Genomic DNA, 24,005 nt, shown 5'->3' with positions numbered 1-24,005 from the left:
CATGGATACCTATTTTTTGCATTATGCCACGTTATCGCCCGCGAAAAGTCGGCGGTCGTCGCTCAAGTTTCGCTGTGGCCACTTCACCGCGATCTGCGGAATTCCACGCAGCCTCACGCGCCTTGTCACGCTCTGCGTTGCTAAAAGGTCGGGCGCAGGCGTGGGCGAACTCCATTTTCACGTTACGCAAGGTCAGGGGAGCAAGCTGCGCAACATTCCCAGCAAGTTCGGCCAGCGCTTCGTCGCCACGCTTATCGACGATAAACCTGCACTCGTGCGCTTGACTAACGTCCAAGGGAGCTGCCCCCAGGAGCATCTGCCGTGCGCGCGAACCGCCAATTAACTGTTCAAGGGTGCGTATGCTGGCAGCATCCACGCCGATTGCCATCTTCGCCACTGGCAGAGAAAAGTAAATCTCTTGCCTCTGTCCAGCAACGCGCAGGTCGCAGGCCATCGCCAAGAGCATGCCAGCCCCAATTGCAGGGCCTTCGATAAAGGCGATTACTGGCACCGGTAATCGCTGAATGTGGGTAAAAAGCTTCTCCAACTCAGGGTAAAGTTCGCCCGCAAAATCAGGTTCGTTAAGGTCCGCTCCTGCACTAAAAACGGGGCCTTCCGCAGCGATAACAATCACCCGTGCGCCATTCGCCACGCACCGCTCAACCGCACCGGTGAGTAGCTGGCACATCTCCACGTTGAGTGCATTGCGTTTATCAGCACGCCGCATTATCACACGCCAGATCCAGCCGGCGTCGTCGTCACGCGTAATTTCGACGAGTTTAGTCACCGATCTGCTCGCGTCCACGCATCACGATCAACGGATCAGGCTCACCAACTACCTCGTGATCCTTGTTCGTGTACTCAAACTTGCTCAAGATGTAGCGCATCGCATTGAGGCGTGCTCGCTTCTTGTCATTCGACTTGATAGTCACCCACGGCGATTCATCGGTGTCGGTATAACGGAACTGTTCTTCCTTGGCGCGGGTGTAATCGTCCCACTTGTCCAAGCTGGCCAAGTCCATCGGGGACAGCTTCCACTGGCGGACCGGATCTACCTGACGAATGGCGAAACGGGTGCGCTGCTCTTTCTGCGAGACAGAGAACCAGAACTTTGTCAGCGAAATGCCGGAGCCTAAAATCATGTTCTCCAGCATGGGAACCTCACGCAGGAACTCAGCGTGTTGCGACTCAGTACAGAAGCCCATGACACGCTCGACTCCGGAGCGGTTGTACCAAGACCGGTCAAAGAAGATGATCTCACCGGCAGACGGAAAGTGCTCAATATAGCGCTGGAAGTACCACTGGGTAGCCTCCTTCGAGGTGGGCTTTTCCAGCGCTATGGTGCGCGCGCCACGAGGGTTGAGGTGCTCGTTGAAACGCTTGATGGTGCCACCCTTGCCCGCAGCATCGCGGCCTTCAAATAGGATGATGTGGCGCTGACCGGTGTCCTTGGTCCAGTTCTGCCACTTTAGTAGCTCGATTTGGAGCTGGCGCTTTGTATGCTCATACTCGTCGCGGCTCATGCGCTCGTCGTACGGGTAATTCTCGCGCCACGTCTCAATAGGTTTCCCCTCAGCGGTCAGCAGGACCGGGTCATCCTCGTCAGAATCGTCGACCGTGTAACCTTCAGTAGCGGCCAGATCGATCATCGGCAATTCGTCATCCTTGTGGTCAGCCATACCTCAAATGGTACAGTCGCAGCCCGGCCAACGCTCGACCGGCCTGCATCTTTTTGCCACCAGGTCTTTGCCACCAGATCTTTCTACCTCAGGTTGCACTTAACTCATTTTTATATTTAGCTTGAAGAATCCCTTTACGATCTACATAAGGAGAACACAAGTTGAAAACAACCCACCGTTCCATCCTGGCCGCCACCGTAGCAGCCGCCACGCTGTGCAGCCTTCCCGTCGCTCAAGCACGAGAATATGATCTGGCGGAGGGACACGAAGGCTCCGTGCGCGGGTTCGGCTCATCCCTCAAGGCAGGCAAAGATAGTGGCGTCCTTGACCAGGGACAGATCCGTAGCTCCATTGATACCGCCAACGACATTGTCAAAAGCTCCTACCTGAACGACCGCGAGAATAACCATCCTTACGGCACCACCGCCGACGTCATCGTCGCAGCTGGCATCATTACCGCAGTTGTTGTTGCAGGAGCGATGGTTGTAGGTTCACAGTATATTGATCTGCCCGCTGTTGATCTGCCCGCAGCGCCGTCGATTCAGTTGCCACAGATCCCGTCTCCAGGTCAGCTACCTGAAGTGTCCTCCCAGGTATCAGTGCCAACACTTCCGTAGCTAAAGAACAACGAGCATCGCCCAGGATTACTGGCAAAATTAAAACCCACCGCACGGTTCAACCTGAACCGTGCGGTGGGTTTTAAGGTTACGCGTTAAGCGTAGAGGCTATTTGCTAGCCAGGCCGATCAGCTTGGAAGCTGCGCCTGACCACTTGCCAACGTTTTCGAAGAAAGTGATGAATTCGCCAACCAGGCCGGTGGAGGAAAGTGCGTTCCAGGTCTCAAATGCGTCAGCCATGCTGTACTCCTTAATTAGGTGATGTGCACGTTTGGGCACATCGAAGTTAGTTGATGTATGTGGTGGGCCTAACGCGCGTCAGGCCACAGTTAGCGCGGACTTACTTAGCAGGCGCGTCTTCCTTAGAGCTGCCAGCTGCCTCGGAGGAGCCAAGCAGAGAAGAGGTGGTATTGGCATGGTCGTCAATGTCTGCACCCTTGCCGTCGAACCAGCCGAAGAGCTGACCCAGGATCTGAGCAGGCTTCTGGAGGAAGTCACCGATGGCGCCACCGAAGGTAGCAAGATTGTCAAGAATTTCCTGGATTGCGGAAAGATCCATTACGTCTCCTTGTGCAAGGTGCCACTTGTTCAGGGTGGCCCGAATTGTCTAGTACGCGATGCCCGTTGACATCACCGAAGAATATAGTGCCACAGTTCTCGCCCGGTCAACCCCCATTCCAACTGGAATTTTGAATCGGGCTTAATCTCGCCGTTATCAATCTGTTGCCAATCTTCAATTCAATGAACATCGGCAACTAGCTCTACCAGCATAAACATTCACAGCTAAGTTAACTCTGCATTAAAAGCTCGCATTGCCTGTAACGCTATTGCCACCAAAAACGATGAAGCGCGAATCCGAGGGATCCAAGAAAATCCACACACCCCCGAAAGGGGGGAAGCCCCGCTTCTCGGCGAGTGACTCGTCGAAAAGCGGGGCTTATAGTAACGCGCAGATTGCTCACGCGCAGACGCAAGCCCGCGCACGCCACAATCCAGCAGGACGAAGTCCTACATCATGCCGCCCATGTCACCCATGTCTGGTGCAGCTGCGCCTGCTGGCTCAGGCTTGTCGGCAACGACAGCCTCAGTGGTCAGGAACAGTGCCGCGATGGATGCTGCGTTCGCTAGAGCGGAGCGGGTCACCTTTGCTGGGTCGTTGATGCCGGAGTCCATCATGTTGACGTACTCACCGGTTGCCGCGTTCAGGCCCTCGCCATCTGGGAGGTTTGCCACCTTGTCGGCCACCACGCCTGGCTCTAGGCCAGCGTTCAGGGCGATCTGCTTCAGTGGTGCAGACAGTGCTTCGCGCACGATCTTCACACCTGTCGCCTCATCGCCTTCTAGGCCAAGATCGCCCTCAAGACCCTTCGCAGCCTGCAGCAGAGCAACGCCGCCGCCTGCCAGGATGCCTTCCTCAACAGCTGCCTTAGCGTTGCGCACAGCGTCCTCAATGCGGTGCTTGCGCTCCTTCAGCTCAACCTCGGTTGCTGCACCAACCTTGAGCACTGCAACGCCGCCAGCCAGCTTGGCCAGGCGTTCCTGCAGCTTCTCGCGGTCATAGTCAGAGTCAGACTGCTCGATCTCCGCGCGGATCTGCTTCACGCGCCCGTCGATCTGCTCCTTGTTGCCAGCGCCGTCAACGATGGTGGTCTCATCCTTGGTCACCACAACCTTGCGGGCCTGGCCCAGCAGGCCAAGGTCAGCGGTCTCAAGCGACAGGCCGACCTCTTCTGCGATGACCTGACCGCCGGTGAGCACCGCCATATCCTGCAGCATTGCTTTACGACGATCACCAAAGCCCGGTGCCTTCACAGCCACGGACTTGAAGGTGCCGCGAATCTTGTTCACAACCAGGGTGGACAGTGCTTCGCCCTCAACATCTTCAGCGATGATCAGTAGAGGCTTGCCGGACTGCATGACCTGCTCCAGCAGGGGCAGCAGATCCTTCACATTGGAGATCTTGGAGGAGACCAGCAGGATGTAGGGGTCTTCCAGAACTGCCTCGCCACGCTCCATGTCGGTGGCGAAGTAAGCAGAGATGTAGCCCTTGTCAAAGCGCATACCCTCGGTCACTTCGAGGTCTACGCCGAAGGTGTTGGACTCTTCCACGGTAATGACGGAGTCCTTGTTCACCTCGCCGTTGCCCACTGCGTACATTGCCTCGGCGATCTTCGCGCCAATTTCTGGGTCGGCAGCGGAAATGCCAGCGGTGGCAGCGATCTGCTCCTGGGATTCCACTTCCTTTGCCGCTGCGAGCAGGTCAGCGTTGACCTTTTCTACTGCAGCCTCGATGCCACGCTTGATGCCCATCGGGTTGGAACCTGCAGCAACATTGCGCAGCCCCTCGCGCACGAGCGCCTGGGCCAAAACGGTTGCGGTGGTGGTGCCGTCACCGGCGACATCGTCGGTCTTCTTGGCTACTTCCTTGACCAGCTCAGCGCCGATCTTCTCATAAGGATCCTCAAGATCGATTTCCTTCGCGATGGAAACGCCGTCATTAGTAATGGTCGGCGCGCCCCAGGACTTCTCCAGGACCACGTTGCGGCCCTTTGGGCCCAGGGTGACCTTGACTGCTTCAGCCAGGGTGTTCAGGCCGTCTTCGAGACTGCGGCGTGCTTCCTCGTCGAATGCGATCATTTTTGCCATAGTGTTTGTTGCTCCTCTTTATCGTGGAAAAAGCGACGACACTCTACGTCTGTGTCCAAGCAGGCGCCCGCGACGGCACGGCTGATGAGTGTTCTTCAGCCTCATCCCACTCGGTGATCAGTTTTTAGCACTCTGATCGTTCAAGTGCTAACACCTTTTCTAGCACTCAGCGCCAACGAGTGCAAGAATTGGGCCTATGCAACCTAATCGCGAACTCCTATTTTCCAATCTTTCCCAGATCGTCTCCTACAATTCCGTGCATTCAGTGCCCGAGCTTGCCGACGATCACTCCGCCGCCGCCCAGTGGGTCGTCGATAAGCTCACTGAAGCTGGGCTCGACACCACGGCCTACGCCACCAGCGACGGAACCAAAACCATCATCGGCACGAAAGACGCCGTCGGCGACGCACCAACCGTCCTGCTGTATTCGCATTACGACGTCGTGCCCGCCGGTGACCGCGCCGCCTGGACCACCGACCCATTCACACTGACCGAACGCGACGGCCGCTGGTACGGGCGCGGAGCCGCAGACTGTAAAGGCAACCTCGTCATGCACCTCGAAGCGCTGCGCCTAGCCAAGGAAGCCGGCGGCTTCGATGCCGGTGTCAAGGTAGTCGTCGAAGGCTCCGAGGAAGTAGGCGGCGAAGGGCTCGAAGCGCTTATCGACGACCAACCCGACCTTTTTGCCGCCGATGCCATCTTGATCGCCGACTCCGGCAATGCCGCCGTAGGTGTACCAACACTCACCACCATGTTGCGCGGCGGGGCGCAGGTCAACATCACCGTCGACACCTTGCAGGCAGGCGTGCACTCCGGCCAATTCGGCGGTGCCGCCCCCGATGCCGTCGCAGCGCTGATGCGCATCCTGGATTCCTTACGCGACGAACACGGCCGCACCACTATCGACGGAGTAGAAGCAGACCAAAAATGGGACGGCGAACCCTATGACCGCGCACAATTCCGCGCGGATGCGGGTGTGCTAGAAGGTGTGCAACTGATGGGCACCGTCGAGGACGAACCTGCCGACATGGTGTGGTCACGCCCCGCCATCACCGTCATCGGGTTTACCTCCACCCCGGTTGCCGAGGCCGTCAATGCGGTACCCGCCACGGCGTCGGCGCAGCTCAACCTACGTGTGCCACCGCTGATGGACGTGCGAGACACCGTCGACAAGCTCCTGGCACACCTGGAAAACCATGCGCCATGGGGTGCGAAGGTCACCCTCGAGGCCAGCGAGGTCAACGAACCTTTCTCGACCGATCCCGACAAGCCCGCAGCTGCACTACTGGGCCAATGTCTGATGGAAACCTATGGGGTAAGCGAGTTGGCCGTAGTCGGATCCGGCGGGTCCATTCCTTTGACCGCAAAGCTGCAGAACCAGTTCCCAGAGGTAGAAATCGCCCTGTTCGGCGTAGAGGAGCCACAGTGCACAATCCACTCCCCTAACGAATCCGTCGACCCCACCGAGATCGAGCACATCGCCGTGGCCGAAGCACGTTTCTTGCAGCGCTACGGGAAGTAGATCACTGCTGCGGGCTAGCGCGGGCTGGCAAGAGCGCCAGAGCGCGCACTAGCCCTATATAAAACAGTCACTTCGCGGATCGAACTTTTTATGGGTAAGGTGAGAAACGTTGGCCGCGCCACTTTTGACGCCGCCGTTTTGGGTGTTTCTCAGTTCCACACAGCGTCCGTTGCCGTTATGTAGTCTGGAAATTCCGCGAAGAGTTCTCAATGCGGAGTTCTAAAACAAGGTCGGGCAAGTAGACGCTGGGGCAGCACGCAGGGGCGTTGATTGAGCACGGCTTGATGTTCGTGTCCGTCACTGCAAACCAAGAGGAGCTGCCCAACGTGCTCACCCTGCTTGTTGCCTTGGCCATCGCGACGATTGTGGCACCCTTGCTCATCAGAGCGATGGGGCGGATTGCTTTCTGTTTGTTGGCTTTAGTGCCAGCTGCCGGCTTCGTCTGGATGGTCACCCTGTTCACCACCGGGGCTTTCGCTCAGGGTGTGGAAATTCGTGCCGCCTACGAATGGATGCCTGCGGCACACCTCAACCTCGAATTACGCCTCGACCCACTCGCTGGACTATTCAGTTTGATTATCTTGGGCGTCGGCGCCCTAGTCCTTGTATATTGCTGGGGATACTTCGACTCGAACCCGCGGCGCTTGTCTATGTTTGGCGCCCAGATGGTGTGTTTCGCCGCCGCAATGTACGGCCTGGTCATCTCCGATAATTTCTTCCTGATGTACATCTTCTGGGAGATCACGTCGGTACTATCGTTCCTGCTGGTGGGGTACTACGGCGAACGTGCGTCGTCGCGACGTGCTGCTGGCCAAGCCCTGATGGTTACCACGCTCGGTGGTCTCGCCATGCTCGTGGGCATTATCCTGTTCGGCCGTCAGACTGGTGTCTGGCGCCTCAGTGAGGTGGCCCTGTTTGACGCTGTGGGACAAACCCCCTATGCCACCGCCGCTGTCATCCTGATCCTGGCGGGTGCACTGTCCAAGTCGGCGATTGCCCCGATGCACTTCTGGCTGCCCGGCGCGATGGCCGCACCGACCCCGGTGTCTGCCTACCTGCACTCGGCCGCCATGGTGAAGGCGGGTATTTACCTGGTCGCACGCTTAGCGCCGGACTTTAACGCGATTGCCACCTGGCACCTCGTAGTGATTCCATTGGGCGTGCTCACCATGCTGCTGGGCGGGTGGATGGCTCTGCGCCAGAAAGACCTGAAGCTAATCCTGGCCTACGGCACGGTGTCCCAGCTCGGCTTTATCATTTCGATCATCGGCATTGGTTCCGAGGAGGCACTACAAGCGGGTCTCGTGCTTACCTTCAGCCACTCCCTCTTTAAGGCCGCTTTGTTTATGACCGTCGGCGCGATCGACCACACTACCGGTACGCGCGACATCCGCGAGCTGTCTGGGCTTGGGCGCAAGCAGCCGTTGATCGCAGCTTTGGCGATCATTTCTGCGGCTTCCATGGCCGGTATCCCTCCACTGCTGGGCTTCATCGCGAAGGAAGCGGCCCTGACCACAGCACTTAATGAGCCACTGCTGGTGGGCATGCCCGGCCAGCTCTTACTGCTCGGTGTGGTGGTCGGTTCCATCTTGACCATGGCCTATTCTTTGTACTTTCTGTGGGGTGCCTTTTCGACGAAGAAACTTCCCAGTGGAGTGCCCAATGCGGTGGAAACCATGGACCCGGTCGGCCCATCGTTGTGGTTCTCTCCTGCCGTGTTAACTACCCTGACGGTGTTCTTCGGATTGTTCCCGAGATGGTTGGATCACGCGATTACCACGCACCTCAATGTGCGTTACCCTGAAACAGAGCCGGCACACCTGGCACTCTGGCATGGGTTCACTATCCCGCTGCTGCTCACCGTGGTGATTATTACCTTGGGTGCGCTGTTGTTCTGGAAGCGCGATTTGCTGCAGTTCTTCTATGATGAAAAACCTGCCCTGGGCTCAGCAGATGACGTGTACGACAACACGTTGCGTGGCCTGTCTCAGCTCTCGCTGCGCTTGACCGCCTCGACTCAGCGTGGCTCCCTCACCATCAACTTGGGCGTGATCTTTAGTGTGCTTATCCTGGTGCCACTGATTTCACTGATCGTGGGTGAGCGCACCGATATTCGCATGGTGCTGTGGGACACTCCCTGGCAGGCGATCGCGTCGATCATCATTATTGTCATGGCGTTTTCTGCCACGCAGATGGAAAACCGCCTCTCAGGCATCATCGCCGTGGGCATGACTGGCTACTCACTGGCGTTTATCTTCGCGCTGCACGGTGCACCTGATCTTGCTCTGACCCAAACTCTGGTTGAAACAATTGTCATGGTGGTGTTCATGCTGGTGCTGCGCAAGATGCCCACCCAGATCGAACCGCGCCATCACCAGGACAATCGCTTCCGTGCGTGGCTGTCGGTGGCTGTGGGCTTATCGGTGTCGATCATGGCAGTCTTTGCCATCTCTGCGCGCACCCACCGCCCGATCTCAGATTTCATGCCGGACTTGGCCTACGAAATCGGCCACGGCGCCAATACGGTGAACGTTTTGCTGGTGGACCTGCGTGCCTGGGATACCTTCGGCGAGATTTCCGTGCTGGTAATCGCCGCAACAGGTGTGGCCAGCCTGATCTTCCGCACCCGCTCGTTCGTGCGCCCGTCGCGACGCCCCACTTTGTCCACCACTTCTCGACGCTGGCTTGCCGCCGACGTGGACTCAGAAAAGGCCCAGAACCGCTCGCTGATGGTGGATGTGGTCACCCGTGTCCTCTTCCCATCGATGGTGGCGCTCTCGCTGTACTTCTTCTTCGCGGGCCATAACGCCCCGGGTGGTGGCTTCGCGGGTGGGCTTGTGGCTGCGCTTGCGATTACGCTGCGTTACCTCGCGGGTGGCCGCGACGAGCTGGAGGAAACCCTGCCGATCGACCCAGCAAAAATTTTGGGCACGGGCTTGATTGTGTCGTCGATCGCCGCCGTGGTCCCGATGTTCCGTGGCCAGCCACCGCTGACCTCGGATTTCGCGCAACTGACGCTTCCGCTGATCGGCGAGATCGCCATCCCGTCGGCTTTGCTTTTCGACGCCGGCGTCTACCTCATCGTTGTCGGCCTCATCCTGCACATCCTCACCTCCATGGGCGGCCACCTGGACCAGGAGGAAGAGGTGCGCAAGCAGCGTGCACGCGACCGTGTTCGTTCCATGAAGCGCAAGGCGGAGTTCCGGCGCCGCGAACAAGAGATGCGCAAACAGCAGCTCCAGGAGCACGTCTCTGCACACCACAACGCGCCAGGCTCGACACCCAACACAAGCTTAGATACCGCTGGCAGCACGGTTGCCACGATGGAAAGCGAGGAGAAGTAAATGGAAGCCAATCTCTTTCTGATCCTTGCCTCGGGCACGATGATTGCCTGCGGAACCTACCTGATGCTGGATCGTGCGATGACGCGCATGCTCATGGGCATCCTGCTCATCGGCAACGGCGCAAACCTGCTGATTTTGCAGGCGGGTGGCTCGGCTGGTTCCCCACCGATCATGAACCGCGACTCGGAAATTTACGGCGAGCAGATCGCGGATCCACTGGCTCAAGCCATGATCTTGACTGCCATTGTGATTTCGATGGCGATGACCGCATTCATCCTCGCGTTGGCGTACCGCCAGTATCGTTACCGGACGGCCGACATCATCGAGGATGACACGGAGGACCAGGCAATTGCTGCGCGCCCGGCGACCGCATCGGCGGCACCGGACCACGACGCCTCCGATGACCCAGAAACCGGGCGCCTGACCGCCGAGGGTGACTCCTTCGGCCCGCGTTCGTTTGAAGACCCAGTGACGGAGGCCGACGATGACTAGTGTTGCTGCTCAATACGTCGACGCCATCATGCCGCATATGCCCTATCTGATCCCTTTGCCGATCCTGCTTCCAGCGATCGCAGCAGCTTTGGCATTGCTCGTCGGCAAGCACGCTAATATCCAGCGCGCTATCGCGATCATCACGCTGATAGTGCTGATGGTGCTCAACGGGTCGATGATTCTGGTCACTGACTTTGAAGGCATCCAGACCCTCCAGTTGGGCGGTTGGGACGCGCCGATCGGCATCACGCTGGTCGCTGACCGCTTATCGACGATGATGCTGTTCGTCTCAGCCATCGTGTTGTTCTGTGTGATGTGGTACGCGATCGCGCAGGGTATCCGCGACGGCACAGAGGAAGAACCTGTTGCCGTATTCCTGCCGGTGTACATGCTGCTGACGATGGGTGTGAACCTCTCATTCCTCGCCGGCGACCTGTTCAACCTGTATGTGGGCTTCGAGGTATTCCTCGTGGCGTCGTATGTGCTGCTGACCTTGGGTGCCTCACCGGACCGTGTGCGCGCCGGCATCGGCTACGTGATGGTATCCATGCTGTCGTCGATGATTTTCCTGTTCGCCCTGGCCGGCATTTACGCCGCCGTCGGCACAGTAAATATGGCGCAAGTGAGCTTACGCATGGAAGATATTCCAGACGGTACCCGCACCGCGATCTTTGCAACCCTGCTGGTAGCCTTCGGAATCAAGGCAGCTGTATTCCCGCTTGATGCCTGGTTGCCAGACTCCTACCCCACCGCGCCGTCGCTGGTCACCGCCGTGTTCGCGGGCTTGCTGACGAAGGTGGGCGTGTATTCGATCATTCGGATGCGCTCGGCGGTGTTTACCGACGGTTCCCTGGACACATTGTTAATGTGGGTGGCATTGGCCACGATGATCGTGGGTATTTTGGGTGCGCTGGCACAAAACGATATCAAACGATTACTATCATTTACCCTGGTCAGCCACATCGGCTACATGATCTTCGGGATCGCCCTGGGGTCTGCGCAAGGTTTATCAGGCGCGATCTTCTACGCCGTGCACCACATTCTGGTGCAAACCAGCCTGTTCCTCGTGGTGGGGCTTATTGAGCGCCAGGCCGGCACGTCATCACTGCGCCGCCTCGGATCGCTGCTGTACACCGCGCCGGTGATCGCCATCTTGTACTTCATCCCCGCGATCAACCTGGGCGGTATCCCACCATTTTCCGGCTTCCTCGGCAAGATCCTATTGCTTGAAGCTGGTGCCAACGAAGGCTCGTGGTTATCGTGGGTGCTCATCGGCGGCGCGGTGGTCACCTCATTGCTCACCCTCTACGTCATGGTGTTGGTCTGGTCGAAGGGCTTCTGGCGCGACCGCAAAGACGCGCCCGAGGGCGAGCTTGTCGACGCCCAACCCTCCCCCTTAGTGGACGTCACCGACACGGTCACGCTCAAAGAGCGCGGCGATGTAGGCCGCCTGCCCTTCGGCATGGTTGGGTCCACAGCCACGCTCGTGATCGCCTCGTTGTCTGTGACAGTGCTGGCTGGCCCCATTTCGGGCGTCACCGGCCGCGCGGCTGAATCCGCACAAGACGTGAACATTTACCGCACAGCGGTGCTGGGCGACCGGGCCGACAACCCCACCCGCAATATTGACCAGGTGCGCCTCGACGACGGCACCGACACTCTCCGCCAGCGCAAACATGAACTGCCAGAGCCGGTGCCGGGGATCGTCGAAAGCCACACTCCGGGTGTGCCGCTGGAAACCCGCACGGAAGAAACCCCGACCATGTCTGGTGTAACAACAGAACCCATCCCGCTGCCCGCCGCCACCGAGGAGGTGACCCGCTAGCCATGACCGGACTACGTAACCGCTTCCGCCCCTCGTTCATAGTGTGGATCACAGTAATGTGGATTCTGCTCATGGGAGAGATCTCCTGGGCGAACTTCTTTGGGGGCCTCGCGGTAGGATTCCTCGTCGTTATGCTCCTGCCCCTGCCAGCCATGCCGATGGACAACTTCCGCATCTACTGGCCTGCGGCAATCCGTTTCGTATTCACCTGGGTCGCCGAGCTGATCGTCGCCTCCGTGAAGGTGTCGTGGTTGGCGATCCGTCCGCAGGATCCGCCGAAGACCGCCATCCTGCAAGTACCTATGCGCGTATCAAATGAGCTGGTCCTGTACTTCGCCACATCAGCATATAACCTGCAGCCGGGCGGATCAGTCAGCGATATCGATATCGCCAACCGCATGTGGACGATTCACGTGCTCGACGCCGACGACCAAGAAGACATCGACCGCGAAATTGAAAACGTGGCCACCTTGGAACGTCGCATGCTGGCCATCTTCGAAAGGGGACTATAAATGGATCCCGAACTGTACAACTCATTCCTACTAATCGCAGCCATTTTCCTCACAGCCGGGTTCTTCATCATGACCTGGCGCATCATGGTCGGCCCCGACTCCATGGACCGCATGCTCGGCATGGACGGTGTCGTCGCAATGCTCCAATGCGCGCTGGCCACCTACATCTGCTGGACTCTAGATACCACCGTGGCCAACGCCATGATCGTGATTGCTCTGCTCGGCTTCATCGGTTCCCTGTCTGTCGCACGCTTCCGGAAGAGGGATGGTTCCTAACATGCCCGACATCACCTACGCACTCATTGCCGACATTATTTCTCTGATCCTGATCATTTCAGGCTCATTCCTCGTGTTCTCCGCGGCCGTGGGCGTGATCCGGTTCAAAGACACCATGAGCCGCATCCACGCCATCACCAAACCGCAGACCACCGGCCTGATCCTCATGGTCATCGGCACTATATTGCGGCTGACTGGCTCCCCCGAGTTTGGCCCCGCCGAAAAATCCGACATCGGCGTGCTCGTCCTTCTTATCCTCTTTGCGCTCATGACCAACCCGGTCACAGCACAACGCTTGGGGCGCGTGTCGCGTCGAGAAGCGCTCTACGGCTCGAAAAAGGCCATGTCGCGTAACGACGCCCCCGCCGACCACCGTCCCCGCCGCGCCAAAAAGGGGTAGGGTCGCGCGGTTCAGCGCTCGTCGTAAAGCGCTCGTCGTAAAGCGTTAAGCGGCCCGCTGCTGACGCACAATCGCGCGCCGCACGTCATCGACGAACTTCGCCGGCGCCTGGTGCAACTCCTTCGGCGTGGTGCGCACAACGGCGAAACCCGCGTTCATCATGCGCCGCTCGCGGGCCCGCTCCTCCTGGATCGTAAACTCGGGGGTGTCCTTATATTTGCCGTCGCCGTCCACTTCGACACACACCGACGGATCAGTAAACAGGTCCGTGCGCACCCCGCCGAGCACCCACTCCTGCGTCCGCAGAACCAAACCCGCCTCAATCAAAATGGCGCGCGCGAAACTCTCATACGGTGACTCCGACGTGTCCACCGCATACTTCAGGCACCGGCGCGCAGTATTGATCCCCTTCGCCCGGCCCAACGAATTGATGCAGGCTGCAACGTTCTGCTTAGAGTATTTCGTGGAACGCAACAACCAATCCAACGCCACCAGCCCCTCCCGGAAACCGTGTAACCGCGCAATATCGACCGCGGTGCGCACCGGTGACGTCACACGCACATCGTGCTTAACGACGACATCCCCCTGAGCCAACTGCGCCTTCCTTTGCACAGAGCCTGGAGCCCACTTGTGCTTCGGCGACGGCGACATGTTCGGCGTGGCAATCTCTACCACTTCATCAGGCCACGTGCCGATCACCCACATGCCAAGCACGCGACCGGCCGAACGCCCCATGAGCACCCTGCTCTTACCACTGCGACCATGAGCGACCGCCGTCGCCCAACGGCGCTGGTACCACGGCATGCCCTCAACAACGAACGACGGCAACGCCCACTGTGTCGACACTTTCACCAGCTTGTCGCCCGGATCCGCGAAGCGGTTTCCCACCCGAAAAGCGTGAGAACGGGTGCTGACAAACTGGGACAAAATATACTCCCCCGAGAATTTCTCCCCCATGTGTTCTAGAGTGGCACACTTCGTGCGAGTGCGCTACTCGAGCCGGGAAACCAGGCACTTCTGGGTGGTGCTGGGTGGTGAGTGGCGCTGCTTGGTGCTGCTTGGTGCTGCCGGGTGCTGCTGGGTGCTGCTGGGTGCTGCTGGGTCTGTGAGTAGGCTCGGTTCGAAGTCCTCGGTTCGCATTCCTGGGTTCGCATTCCTGAGTTCGAAGTCCTGAGTTCGAAGTCCTGAGTTCGACGTCCTTGCATGCCAACTCCCCTGCCCACACCCTCTAGCAGCACAAACGTTAATGGAAACCGTTGCAAAAGGGCTAGAGTTCGAACCGAGGAATGCGAACTCTAGATTGCGAACTAAGGAATTCGAACACTGCTATCCGCGACACGAGCCGCGCGCTATCCAGGGCACGAGCCGCGCGCTATCCGGGCAACTAGACAAGCAACTTCAGAAGGCACGATCTCGTTGCCCCTACGGCCGCCAGACCAGCTGCTCCATCTCGTCGCAGGTGGCGTCCACTACTGCACGCCAGTCGCCGGTCACATCGTGAATGCGGCGTTGGCGCTGGTAGCCGGCACCGCGCTCTAAAATTTCCAGGACCAGCCGGAGCTCCTCGACACAGCCCAAGCGCTCGGCAACCGGCGCCAGATCATCGACTAACTCAACGAGTTCTTCGGTGACCCAGCGCTCATCGGTGTCACGCGAGGTGATCACCAGCGCTTCCAGCCCGTACCTGGCGCCGCGCCACTTGTTTTCGGTGTTGTGCCAGGGTTGCAGCACGGGAAGGTCCACGCCGTCGTCGATAAGCGAATCGTAGTAGACCACCAGGCAGTGGGTTAAGGCCACGATGGCGGCAAGCTCGCGCAAATTCGAGGTGGCATCACTAATGCGCACCTCGATGGTGCCCCATTTGGCGGCCGGCCGGATGTCAAAGTGCATGGAGCCGGTGTGGTTGATCACCCCGCTGGTGCGCTGGTCGGTCATGAATTGGACCCACTCGGCCCAGCTGCCAAACTCGTACGGCATGCCGGCGGTGGGAAGTTGCTGGTAGAGCATGGTACGGTTCGAGGCGTAGCCGGTGTCTAGCCCGTCCCAGCCCGGCGAGGAAGCGGACAGCGCCAGCAGGTGGGCGTACTTTGTCATTAGGGCGTTAATGATGGGCCACACGCGGTCTTCGTGGCGTACACCAACATGCACGTGGATGCCCCACAGCAGCATTTGCTGGCCCCAGTACTGCGTGCGGTTGATGATTTCCGCATACGTCATTTTCGCGCTGACGGGCTGTTCGCGGAAGTCGGAAAACGGGTGGCCGCCGCTGGCCCACAGGCGCAGGCCGCGTTCGTCTGTAACTTCACGGATTTTGCCCAGCGTGTTATCCAAGTAGGCCACGGCTTCGGGCACGGTGTGGCACACCGGGGTGACTAGTTCGATGGTGTTTTGCAGGAACTCGCGTTCTAGGTGGAGGCCGGGGTTGCGTTGTTCAACTTCCTCGATGACTTCGACGGCGAACGGCACGAGGTCGCGTGTGTCGGGGTCGATCAGACAGATTTCCCATTCCACGCCTAGTGTTGGTTCAGGTGAGCGCGCAAAGTCCCGGTATGGATCCACTAGAGGTTTACCTGCCTTGTCAGTACGAGGGTCAGTGCTCCACCCTCAGTTGCTTCTTGAGGCAGAGTATCAACATTGGCGCGGGCAACTCCACCGACCCGGTCTGCCAGTTCGCGAGCTTTATCTTCAGCGCCTTCGACGGCGGGGTCGAAGAACACGGTTGTCTCCGCCAGCACCATTTGGCTTTCGGGGATGTTGCCGGATTCTACGCCCACGTCTACTCCGTCGGCGCGCAGGCTTTGCGACACATTCGCAGCCAACCCCGTGATCGTGGAGTTGTTGTACACATTCACCACGTCAGCTTTCGGTGCGGCTGCGGCGCCTGCGTCTTGGTTGCTTTCCGACGCTCCGTTGGTGGCGTTGCCGTCGCGCGCACCATGAGCTGCTGCACCTTCAGGGGCGGTGTGTGAGGCTCCCTCAGCGCCCGGGGCGCCGTTAGTGTTGTGAGCGCCAGGTTGGCCAGGCTGGGCGGGGGCGTTCGGGTCTTGGTTGGTGCCTGGTTGGGCAGCACCGTTGCCAGCTGCGGCACCGGGGTTTTTGTCTGCGGTGGCGGTGGAGTTGGACTGGCCGGAGGCAGCATTATTTTCTGCGCCACCACCTTGGGTTAAGGCGTAGAGCGCCCAGAGGCCTAGGGCTACGGCCACGGCGATCAGGATCATGGCGAGGCCACGGTAGGGGAAGGTACCCGCCGCAGCACCAGCAGAGCCACCTGCCGCAGCACCGGTGGAGGCGGATGCGGTTTCGTGGGAGGCAGCTACGCCATCGTTGTCGCCGCCGCTGTCAACGTCATAGTCAGCATTATCGAAGAAGTCATCAATATTGTTCTCTTTAGTCACACACGCAACATTAATCACTCTCGCCTCTGTTTCCGTCGCGGACACGCTGTAAGCGCCGCACTAATTGCGGGCGAGCGGCCAGGGCCAGTGGATCGTCGATAAGCATGTTCAACCGCTGGTAATACCGCACCGCACTCATGCCTAGCTCGCGTCGGATCGCATCTTCTTTCGCCCCCACGGAACGCGGAGCCCTCGCTTCGAAGTCGAGCAGGGAGAGGTCATCGTCGTTAAGCTCATTCGGCATGCCTAAACTGTAGGGCATGACCATTCGACCAATCGTGATCCACGGCGACCCAGTCCTACACAATCGCTGCGAAGAAGTCACCGAACCTATCGCGGACCTGCAGGAACTCATCGCGGACATGCACGAGACCATGGACGCCGCCAATGGTGTCGGCTTGGCGGCGAACCAGATCGGTGTGAACAAGCGCATTTTTGTCTACGCTTGCCCTGATAACGGTGAAATCCGCCGCGGCACCCTGATTAACCCTGTGCTGGAAACCAGTGAGATCCCCAAGACCATGCCCGCCGACGACGGCTCCGACGACGAAGGCTGCCTTTCCGTGCCGGGCGAGGGCTTTCCGACGGGCCGTGCCGACTGGGCAAAGTGCACCGGCCTCGACGAAAACGGCAACGAAGTAGAAGTGGAAGGCCACGGCTTTTTCGCGCGCTGCCTGCAGCATGAAATGGGCCACCTCGACGGGTTCACTTACCTTGATGTACTCACCGGCCGGTACAAGCGGCAGGCGAAAAAGATGGTGAAAGCCAACCAGTGGACCGAACCGGGGCGGACGTGGATGCCGGGGGTCGATAAGGACCCCTTCGGACACTAGAACCTTCGGTTCTGGAGAGATTAATGTCGCGAATTTTCCGCTCCGACGAGGTCGCCGTCGGCGAACGCGTGGTGGTACGCCGCAAGATCGGCGAGCATTTTTCTGATGTGATCGGCCACGTCGAGTCTGTGGACCCGCTGGTCATCCGACCGCAGGAAGTCGGGGGGTTTCCTTCGAGCTTGCCGACGATTGCAATCACCCCTGAAGAGCTGCACATTATTAAGCGGTTGAGCCCTCGGCGGGTCCGCAACTCCGATATTCGTGCTGTTGAAACTGCGACCGCGCTGGCCTTTCCGGGCCGCGAACAGCAGTGGTGTGGCGGTTGGCTGGCGCGCGCTGGCCACGAGATCGCTGAGCGCTCCAACTCTGCCACACCCTTGGGCAGGTCGGTAGGATTCCAGCCGCTGCCGATCGATGAGATCACCGAGTTCTACCGCGCCCGCGACATGCCCGTCCAACTGCTGATCCCTGAACGCATTGGGGCTGCTGCTGAAAAGTGGGTCACCCAGCACGAAGGGTGGACATTATCACCAGAGATCCTTGTGATGACGTGCCCGCTCGATCCTCGCGGGCACGATACCCTACCGCCAAGCGGGCACAATAACCAGCACTACACGTTCCGCATCGATGCAGAACCTGACCAAGACTGGCTGGGCATGTACCACTTCCGAGGCCAAAAACTGCCAGTGGAAGCGCTCCGTGAACTATCTCAAACCATCGAAGGCGAACTCGGCTTTGGGCGTTTGCTCAACACCGACGGCCACACCGTTGCCATCACCCGCGGCACCATCACTGAAAGCCCTGATGGTCGTCGCTGGCTTGGATACTCCGCCGTTGAAGTGGCACCGGACTACCGCCGCCAAGGACTCGGCACCCGTCTGGGCTCAGAGATGCTTCAGTGGGGTGTTCGTCGACAAGCAACTCATGCCTACCTACAAGTTATTTCCACCAACCAGGCCGGGATAGGCTTGTACGAAAAGCTAGGCTTTGTGGAGCACCACCGGCACCGCTACGCCAGCTTGGATGCTGATCACCTGGGCGCCGATCACTAGTCTGCACATTCTCGGTGGAAAACTGCAGGACGCCTGCAGCGCAGGACACAGGACACGAAAGACGCACGCTTCAAAAGTAGTGCGCCTGGATTAGGGAACTGAGGGAACTCTTCGGCCGCCAATTTGGCCGCCAAATCCGCAATTCAGCCCCAGCCCCCAAGACTGTTATGGCCACCCAGGACTTGACCTCCAGACTTTCTAAACACCACGGTCAGGACAGTAGAACGTGGGTGACGGTGCGTGCGCCCGGTTTGATCGTGTGCTTGGGTGTTTTGGTTAGCCGCTCAAGTGGGTTGTGCGCGTTGCTGGCGGGCATCGCCAGGCGAGCTGGGGTTGTCACTACGCTGGGCGAAGTTCGCAATCCTGGGTTCGCATTCTAACCAATTGGGACATATTGTCATTATCATTTTTGCAGGTCAAGTGGCATTCAGTCTAAAGTGCGAACCCAGGAATGCGAACTCAGGAATGCGAACCGAGCGGCGCGGCACAGGATCCCGCTTTCAACCATCTAAAAGCCCCAGAGCTGCCAGATCCCCTGGGTACCACGTAATGACAAATGTCATCTACACCAGTGACAGATGGCTCTACCAGGACAAACAGCAATCAAGCTCAGTGGAAACTATGCGAGATACCATCATCAAGGTCGACGACCTCACACGCACCTACGGGCGTGGAAAAGTGCTTTCACCGCAGTACACCCCATATCCTTCGAAGTGTACAAGGCGAAGTCTACGGTCTACTAGGAACCAACAGAGCAGGAAAAACCTCTACCCTAGAACTGATCGAAGGCCTAGCCCGCCCCTCGGGTGGAACAGTCACCATCATGGGCCTCGACCCGTTGAACGACCGACACCACATCCGCCCCCACTTAGGCATCATGCTGCAATCTGGTGGTCTGCCACAACAGCTCACTGTCGAAGAAACGATGCACATGTGGGCTGGGCTGTGTTCCAACCCACGCCCCATCACCGAAGTTTTAGAAAACGTTGAACTCACACACCGTACTGATGTCAAAGTAGGCACGCTCACTGACCAAGCTGCCGGGGATATGCGGCAAGTTGTCCAGGGGTACCAGCCCCTGACCTTGCAAAAGAACTTGCAAGCGCGATTTCTGTACTGAAGGAGGCCGGAATCGCGGTCACCTCTGAGGGGGCCGCGCCCGAGATTCCTGAGCACGCCCGGGAGGTTGCGGCGTGGTTCATCCGCGAAACCGCCACCAATGTGTTGCGTCACTCCATGGCCTCGTGGGTGAGAATCACGCTCACCTCACAGGGTATTGCTACCACCAATAATAAGCCGCGTGAGTCAGGCAGCGAAGGGCCACTCAGTAAGGCGCACGGCGGCTCCACACCGCACGGCGGCCAGGGTCTGGACAGTTTACGGCGCCAAGCACAAGCAATCAGCGCAACTATCGCAGTAGAGCACACTGCCACAACCTTTGAAGTGGAGCTTCACCTATGATCCGGTTCGCCCTAGTTGATGATGAGGTCCTTGTGGCTGACTCGCTGGCCACACTGTTTAGCCTGGAAGATGACCTACAGATAGCAGGAGTGTTTTATTCTGCGGAGGATTTTCAGCACAGCTCCATCCAAGCTGATGTTTTGGTCACGGATCTCCAGCTTGGTGGTGACCTCGACGGTATTGCATTAGCACAGCAAACGGACTTACCGGTAGTGCTGGTTACCTCACGCCGGAATCTTGCCCAAAACCAGCTCATCGGATGCTTTTGCTGATGCTATCCGCTCGGTCCACGCGGGTAGGCGCTATATCGACCCTGAGCTGGCGGCTTTGACCATTGACGCAAATGATTCTCCCTTGACTGAGCGTGAAGCGGAGCTTTTGTTACTGGCAGGTGAAGGCGCGTCGGTAGAAGAGATTGCTCACCGCGCCCACCTGACGCTAGGAACAACACGAAACTATCTGTCCTCGGCCATGTCAAAGGTGGGCGCAGCGAATCGTTTCCAAGCTTTTACCCTCGCCCGCGAGCGTGGTTGGCTGTGAGTTTCTCTGCTGCCACCACAGCTGCCACAGCCACCACAGCACACCAGAGCTCGCGCAAATCACCTCAGCGGGTAGGTAGAATACAGCCCATGCGCATAGCCACCTGGAATGTCAACTCTGTCCGCACCCGCGCCGACCGCATCATCGCAGCTCTTAAGCGCCACGACATTGACGTTTTGGCCATGCAAGAAACCAAAGTCGCCGACGATAAATTCCCCTATGCCGTTTTCCACGCCGCCGGTTATGAGGTTGCCCATGTCGGCTACAACCAGTGGAATGGTGTTGCCATTGCCTCACGTGTAGGCCTGGATAACGTCCGCGACCACTTCGACCGCCAACCCGGCTTTCACAAAGACCCCACACAAGAACAAGCCCGTGAAGCCCGCGCAGTCGGTGCAACCTGCGGCGGAATCGACGTGTGGAGCCTGTACGTACCCAATGGGCGCGAAATTGGTGACCCACACTATGACTACAAATTACGCTTCCTTTACGAACTGGCCAACACCGTTAACCCGTCACAGCTGCAAGTGTTCTGCGGCGATTTCAACATCGCACCACGCGACGACAACGTGTGGGATATCGGCTTCTTCGAAGGAAAAACGCACGTCACCGAACCCGAACGCGCAGCCTTCCAGATGCTGCTTGAGGCAGGCTTAGAAGAAATCACGCATAACGACGACTACTCCTACTGGGACTACAAAGGAATGCGCTTCCAGAAAAACGAAGGCATGCTCATTGATTTCCAACTAGCCACGCCACCATTGGCCAAGAAAGTCGGGGACGTGTTCGTCGATAAGCACGAACGGGAAGGCAAAGGTGCCTCAGACCACACACTGGTGATCGCGGATTACGATGTTTCCGCTGTACGTCTCGACGAGGTCCGCTAACGTGATACTCGATTTCTTCGCTAATTTTTCCACCTGGCAGTGGATTGGCTTCTTCGTTGAATACACCATCAAGATCGCCGCCATCGGCATCGTGCCGGAAGGCCGCAAACCCGGGTCAGCGAATGCGTGGCTGCTGCTCATCCTGTTCTTGCCAGTAGTGGGCCTGCCCCTGTACCTGATCTTAGGTTCAACCTATGTGAATCGCCGGCGCCACCGCATCCAGCACAAAGCGCAAGTAATGGTTGAAGACGTCCAACGCGACGTACCCGACGTGCCCGACGGCACCGCCTACTCCGATGAAATCGACGGCATCATCAAGCTCAACCGGCGCCTCACCGGCAACCCCGCACTGCACGGCCACGTCAAAGCGCTGTGGAGCGACTACGAAAAAACAATGCTGCGGATGGCCGAAATTATCGACACTGCCGAAGAATACGTCTCAGTCGAGGTTTATATCCAAGCGTGGGATGACACCACCGCTGCTTTCTACGATGCACTCGAACGCGCAGTGAAACGCGGAGTGAAGGTGCGCCTCATGTTCGACCACATCGGGTCATGGAAGTACCCGCGCCGCTACGCGTTCCGCAAGCACCTCGATAAGATCGGCGTTGATTGGAAACTCATGATGCCACTCCTGCCTTGGCGGGGTCGTTTCCGACGCCCCGACCTGCGCAATCACCGTAAGGTCGTGATTGTGGACGGGCGCGTGGCATTCATGGGCTCCTACAACCTCATCGACCGCTCCTACCTGATGAAAAACCATGTCAAAGCTGGGCGGCAGTGGATCGACGTGATGGTGGAGCTGACCGGGCCGATCGTCACCTCGCTCGAAGCGATGTTCGCCGTGGACTGGTACACCGAATCCGGCGAAACCATGAAGATCACACCGCCCCGCGACGAGGACCCTGGTGTCGCCGACCTCAACGTGCTCCAGCTCATCCCCTCGGGGCCTGGCTACACATCCGAGCCGAACCTTAAATTGTTCAACTCGATGATGTACCACGCCCGCGAGCGTCTGGTGATCTGTTCGCCCTATTTTGTGCCGGATGAGTCACTGCTCGGGGCGGTACAGACCGCCTGCCACCGCGGAGTGCGCGTGGATCTCCTCGTGGGTGAAAAGGCGGACCAGTTCATGGTCCACCACGCCCAATCCGCCTACTACCAGCAACTCCTGGAAGCCGGGGTGCGAATCTGGGAATTTCCCGAACCGTATATTCTGCACACCAAGTTTGCCATCGCGGACCCCGGGTTAGATTCGTGCGTGGCAGTAATTGGCTCCTCGAATATGGATATGCGCTCTTTCCAACTTAACTACGAAAACACGCTTATGGTTGTGGAAGGGTCATTGCTCAATGACATCGCTGAGCTTGCAGAGAACTACCTACGCGTGTGCGGTGAACTCACCCTCGACGAGTGGAACGCAAGGCCGTGGACCAGGCGCTACATCGACAACGTGATGAAACTGACTTCCGCGTTGCAGTAAGGCTCGGGCGCTAGAGGGCGCTACAGGGCGCTGCAGGGCGCTCGTTATTAAGCGAAACGCAAAGACCGCCCCGGAGGGCGGCCTTCTTACTAGTTGACGTTAGCGGTTGACGTTAGCGGTTGTTACCGGAAAACGTTGGCCAATCTGGGAGCTCAGGCAGCAAAGCGTTGTACTCGTCGACAAGCTTCTGCTGGTACTCGCCCTCGAACTCCTCGTTGAGGAACTTGTCTAGGGCCTCCTCGCGGAAGCGAGCCCACGATTCCTTCTCCTTACCCGGCAGGATTGGGTACCACAGGACACCCTCGGAGAATGCTGCGTCACGATCGCCTGGGGCATCGCCGATCAGCATGATGTGGTTATCCTTGTACTTGCCCTTCGCGGCGTAGCGGATGTGATCCGCCTTGGAACCCATCTCTTGGCCAGCGATAACCTTCATGTACTGGGCCAGGCCGTGCTCATTCCACTCGCGGTCGAGCGCCTCAAGCGGAGTAGCTGACACGACCAGCTGGTCCACGCCCTTCTCCTGCATCTCTTCCATGGCCTCACGAGCACCCGGGAATGGTGCCGCGTTCTTGACCATGAAAGCGATCATCTTATTCACCAGGTCGCCCCACTCGATGCACTTCTGGATCTCTGGCGAAACGTTGCCGGCAGCAGCATAATTGGCGATACCTGCGTCGGAACGCGGGTAACCAGAATCCAGGAAGGCTTTCAGGTCATCGCCCTGCGGGACCTCCACCCCTCGCTCCTTAACCTCTGGGCGGTCGCGCAGCAGGTCAAACAAGCGAGACAGCGCAACCCAACGGTTGGTGCCACGCGTGGTGGAGTACAGGTTCACAAACAGGGCGGTCTCACGCACAAGCGTGGATGCAGCCTGCAAATCAAAACCCTTGATATAGGACGGGGTGAAGCACTCGTAATGCTTGATGTCCATGGCGTCCATGGCGCAGCCATCGGAGTCAATACCTACGAAAAACTCGGAAGTTGGCTCCAGATCCAGGAGGACCTGTGCGCGCTCTGGCATCTTGTCAGACATATAAT

At 58.6% G+C, this 24,005-nt stretch carries 23 protein-coding genes and 1 pseudogene; 14 read left to right on the top strand and 10 right to left on the bottom strand.

All coding sequences use genetic code 11. The annotated features are described in order from the left end of the window. Nucleotides 1–31: 31 nt before the first annotated feature. Both CKV99_RS00715 and ppk2 read right to left on the bottom strand, forming a co-directional pair. On the bottom strand, nt 32–787 hold the full coding sequence (locus CKV99_RS00715; protein ID WP_092259912.1) for an enoyl-CoA hydratase-related protein: 756 nt from the start codon (nt 785–787) through the stop codon (nt 32–34). Beyond that, entirely contained in the window at nt 780–1,679 is a 900-nt protein-coding gene (gene ppk2, locus CKV99_RS00710) for a polyphosphate kinase 2 (RefSeq protein WP_092259910.1), read from the bottom strand. Before ppk2 ends, CKV99_RS00715 begins: the two co-directional genes overlap by 8 nt. A gap of 161 nt (nt 1,680–1,840) precedes the next feature. On the opposite strand from ppk2, the gene CKV99_RS00705 reads away from it, so the two are divergent. Further along, on the top strand, nt 1,841–2,296 hold the full coding sequence (locus CKV99_RS00705; RefSeq protein ID WP_092259908.1) for a hypothetical protein: 456 nt from the start codon (nt 1,841–1,843) through the stop codon (nt 2,294–2,296). Nucleotides 2,297–2,404: 108 nt separating this feature from the next. Here CKV99_RS00705 and CKV99_RS14525 read toward each other — a convergent pair whose 3' ends face one another. From CKV99_RS14525 to groL, 3 genes are all read right to left on the bottom strand, one after another. Then, nucleotides 2,405–2,536 carry a porin gene (locus CKV99_RS14525; protein WP_197697201.1) on the bottom strand — a complete coding sequence of 44 codons (132 nt, stop codon included), beginning with the start codon at nt 2,534–2,536 and terminating at the stop codon, nt 2,405–2,407. A gap of 100 nt (nt 2,537–2,636) precedes the next feature. Further along, complete coding sequence (locus tag CKV99_RS00700) at nt 2,637–2,855, bottom strand: PorH family porin (RefSeq protein ID WP_092259906.1); 219 nt, start codon at nt 2,853–2,855, stop codon at nt 2,637–2,639. A 449-nt stretch (nt 2,856–3,304) separates the two neighbouring features. After that, nucleotides 3,305–4,942, bottom strand: a complete 1,638-nt coding sequence (gene groL, locus CKV99_RS00695) for a chaperonin GroEL (protein ID WP_092259904.1) — start codon at nt 4,940–4,942, stop codon at nt 3,305–3,307. Between the two features lie 196 nt (nt 4,943–5,138). Between groL and CKV99_RS00690 the strand changes: the two genes are divergently transcribed. The 7 genes from CKV99_RS00690 (at nt 5,139) to CKV99_RS00660 (ending at nt 13,313) form a co-directional block, all read left to right on the top strand. Beyond that, nucleotides 5,139–6,464 (top strand): dipeptidase, encoded by a 1,326-nt coding sequence (locus CKV99_RS00690; RefSeq protein WP_092259902.1) that lies wholly within the window; start codon nt 5,139–5,141, stop codon nt 6,462–6,464. A gap of 326 nt (nt 6,465–6,790) precedes the next feature. Beyond that, the gene (locus tag CKV99_RS00685; RefSeq protein WP_092259978.1) at nt 6,791–9,808 is read left to right on the top strand and encodes a Na+/H+ antiporter subunit A; all 3,018 of its coding nucleotides are present in this window, start codon (nt 6,791–6,793) and stop codon (nt 9,806–9,808) included. Beyond that, nucleotides 9,809–10,300: a Na(+)/H(+) antiporter subunit C gene (locus CKV99_RS00680; protein ID WP_092259900.1), complete on the top strand. Its 492-nt coding sequence runs from the start codon at nt 9,809–9,811 to the stop codon at nt 10,298–10,300. After that, on the top strand, nt 10,293–12,125 hold the full coding sequence (locus tag CKV99_RS00675) for a Na+/H+ antiporter subunit D (RefSeq protein WP_092259898.1): 1,833 nt from the start codon (nt 10,293–10,295) through the stop codon (nt 12,123–12,125). Before CKV99_RS00680 ends, CKV99_RS00675 begins: the two co-directional genes overlap by 8 nt. A 2-nt stretch (nt 12,126–12,127) precedes the next feature. Continuing rightward, nucleotides 12,128–12,637 (top strand): Na+/H+ antiporter subunit E, encoded by a 510-nt coding sequence (locus CKV99_RS00670; RefSeq protein WP_092259896.1) that lies wholly within the window; start codon nt 12,128–12,130, stop codon nt 12,635–12,637. Then, nucleotides 12,638–12,913: a monovalent cation/H+ antiporter complex subunit F gene (locus CKV99_RS00665; protein WP_092259894.1), complete on the top strand. Its 276-nt coding sequence runs from the start codon at nt 12,638–12,640 to the stop codon at nt 12,911–12,913. Nucleotides 12,914–12,923: 10 nt separating this feature from the next. After that, nucleotides 12,924–13,313 carry a monovalent cation/H(+) antiporter subunit G gene (locus tag CKV99_RS00660; RefSeq protein ID WP_408607566.1) on the top strand — a complete coding sequence of 130 codons (390 nt, stop codon included), beginning with the start codon at nt 12,924–12,926 and terminating at the stop codon, nt 13,311–13,313. Between the two features lie 45 nt (nt 13,314–13,358). Here CKV99_RS00660 and CKV99_RS00655 read toward each other — a convergent pair whose 3' ends face one another. The 4 genes from CKV99_RS00655 to CKV99_RS00640 form a co-directional block, all read right to left on the bottom strand. Continuing rightward, entirely contained in the window at nt 13,359–14,270 is a 912-nt protein-coding gene (locus CKV99_RS00655; protein ID WP_092259890.1) for a hypothetical protein, read from the bottom strand. A gap of 465 nt (nt 14,271–14,735) precedes the next feature. Next, nucleotides 14,736–15,872: a glutamate--cysteine ligase gene (locus CKV99_RS00650; RefSeq protein WP_092259888.1), complete on the bottom strand. Its 1,137-nt coding sequence runs from the start codon at nt 15,870–15,872 to the stop codon at nt 14,736–14,738. Further along, nucleotides 15,872–16,708 (bottom strand): LytR C-terminal domain-containing protein, encoded by an 837-nt coding sequence (locus tag CKV99_RS00645; protein ID WP_143063457.1) that lies wholly within the window; start codon nt 16,706–16,708, stop codon nt 15,872–15,874. The genes CKV99_RS00650 and CKV99_RS00645 overlap by 1 nt, the downstream gene beginning before the upstream one ends. Before the next feature lie 10 nt (nt 16,709–16,718). Then, nucleotides 16,719–16,952 carry a DUF3263 domain-containing protein gene (locus CKV99_RS00640; protein WP_231910119.1) on the bottom strand — a complete coding sequence of 78 codons (234 nt, stop codon included), beginning with the start codon at nt 16,950–16,952 and terminating at the stop codon, nt 16,719–16,721. A gap of 16 nt (nt 16,953–16,968) precedes the next feature. Between CKV99_RS00640 and CKV99_RS00635 the strand changes: the two genes are divergently transcribed. The 6 genes and pseudogenes from CKV99_RS00635 to cls all read left to right on the top strand — a co-directional run bounded on the left by CKV99_RS00635 (nt 16,969) and on the right by cls (nt 22,964). Beyond that, nucleotides 16,969–17,541: a peptide deformylase gene (locus CKV99_RS00635; protein ID WP_092259881.1), complete on the top strand. Its 573-nt coding sequence runs from the start codon at nt 16,969–16,971 to the stop codon at nt 17,539–17,541. Between the two features lie 23 nt (nt 17,542–17,564). Next, nucleotides 17,565–18,593 carry an N-acetylglutamate synthase, CG3035 family gene (locus CKV99_RS00630; RefSeq protein ID WP_092259879.1) on the top strand — a complete coding sequence of 343 codons (1,029 nt, stop codon included), beginning with the start codon at nt 17,565–17,567 and terminating at the stop codon, nt 18,591–18,593. A gap of 556 nt (nt 18,594–19,149) precedes the next feature. Further along, nucleotides 19,150–19,713: an ATP-binding cassette domain-containing protein gene (locus tag CKV99_RS00625; RefSeq protein WP_408607546.1), complete on the top strand. Its 564-nt coding sequence runs from the start codon at nt 19,150–19,152 to the stop codon at nt 19,711–19,713. Nucleotides 19,714–20,050: 337 nt separating this feature from the next. Beyond that, nucleotides 20,051–20,594, top strand: a pseudogene (locus CKV99_RS00615) (response regulator transcription factor). A gap of 89 nt (nt 20,595–20,683) precedes the next feature. After that, nucleotides 20,684–21,481 (top strand): exodeoxyribonuclease III, encoded by a 798-nt coding sequence (locus CKV99_RS00610; protein ID WP_092259875.1) that lies wholly within the window; start codon nt 20,684–20,686, stop codon nt 21,479–21,481. Nucleotide 21,482: 1 nt separating this feature from the next. Beyond that, a complete protein-coding gene (gene cls, locus CKV99_RS00605) occupies nt 21,483–22,964 on the top strand; it encodes a cardiolipin synthase (RefSeq protein WP_231910118.1) in 1,482 nt (493 codons plus the stop codon). Between the two features lie 112 nt (nt 22,965–23,076). Here the strand turns inward: cls and CKV99_RS00600 are convergent, their stop codons facing one another. Then, the gene (locus CKV99_RS00600) at nt 23,077–24,000 is read right to left on the bottom strand and encodes an HAD family hydrolase (protein ID WP_092259871.1); all 924 of its coding nucleotides are present in this window, start codon (nt 23,998–24,000) and stop codon (nt 23,077–23,079) included. Nucleotides 24,001–24,005: the final 5 nt, after the last annotated feature.

The sequence above is a fragment of the Corynebacterium cystitidis genome (assembly GCF_900187295.1).
GTDB lineage: Bacteria > Actinomycetota > Actinomycetes > Mycobacteriales > Mycobacteriaceae > Corynebacterium > Corynebacterium cystitidis.
Note: the sequence above shows the minus strand (reverse complement) of the source record. Positions and strands in the feature narration are given on the sequence as shown.

What these genes read in the sequence shown, in the direction of transcription:
- ppk2 (WP_092259910.1), bottom strand. Translation starts at nt 1,679, where the DNA reads ATGGCTGACCACAAGGATGACGAATTGCCGATGATCGATCTGGCCGCT.
- CKV99_RS14525 (WP_197697201.1), bottom strand. Translation starts at nt 2,536, where the DNA reads ATGGCTGACGCATTTGAGACCTGGAACGCACTTTCCTCCACCGGCCTG.
- CKV99_RS00700 (WP_092259906.1), bottom strand. Translation starts at nt 2,855, where the DNA reads ATGGATCTTTCCGCAATCCAGGAAATTCTTGACAATCTTGCTACCTTC.
- groL (WP_092259904.1), bottom strand. Translation starts at nt 4,942, where the DNA reads ATGGCAAAAATGATCGCATTCGACGAGGAAGCACGCCGCAGTCTCGAA.
- CKV99_RS00690 (WP_092259902.1), top strand. Translation starts at nt 5,139, where the DNA reads ATGCAACCTAATCGCGAACTCCTATTTTCCAATCTTTCCCAGATCGTC.
- CKV99_RS00680 (WP_092259900.1), top strand. Translation starts at nt 9,809, where the DNA reads ATGGAAGCCAATCTCTTTCTGATCCTTGCCTCGGGCACGATGATTGCC.
- CKV99_RS00675 (WP_092259898.1), top strand. Translation starts at nt 10,293, where the DNA reads ATGACTAGTGTTGCTGCTCAATACGTCGACGCCATCATGCCGCATATG.
- CKV99_RS00670 (WP_092259896.1), top strand. Translation starts at nt 12,128, where the DNA reads ATGACCGGACTACGTAACCGCTTCCGCCCCTCGTTCATAGTGTGGATC.
- CKV99_RS00665 (WP_092259894.1), top strand. Translation starts at nt 12,638, where the DNA reads ATGGATCCCGAACTGTACAACTCATTCCTACTAATCGCAGCCATTTTC.
- CKV99_RS00655 (WP_092259890.1), bottom strand. Translation starts at nt 14,270, where the DNA reads ATGGGGGAGAAATTCTCGGGGGAGTATATTTTGTCCCAGTTTGTCAGC.
- CKV99_RS00640 (WP_231910119.1), bottom strand. Translation starts at nt 16,952, where the DNA reads ATGCCGAATGAGCTTAACGACGATGACCTCTCCCTGCTCGACTTCGAA.
- CKV99_RS00635 (WP_092259881.1), top strand. Translation starts at nt 16,969, where the DNA reads ATGACCATTCGACCAATCGTGATCCACGGCGACCCAGTCCTACACAAT.
- CKV99_RS00630 (WP_092259879.1), top strand. Translation starts at nt 17,565, where the DNA reads ATGTCGCGAATTTTCCGCTCCGACGAGGTCGCCGTCGGCGAACGCGTG.
- CKV99_RS00625 (WP_408607546.1), top strand. Translation starts at nt 19,150, where the DNA reads ATGTCATCTACACCAGTGACAGATGGCTCTACCAGGACAAACAGCAAT.
- CKV99_RS00610 (WP_092259875.1), top strand. Translation starts at nt 20,684, where the DNA reads ATGCGCATAGCCACCTGGAATGTCAACTCTGTCCGCACCCGCGCCGAC.
- CKV99_RS00600 (WP_092259871.1), bottom strand. Translation starts at nt 24,000, where the DNA reads ATGTCTGACAAGATGCCAGAGCGCGCACAGGTCCTCCTGGATCTGGAG.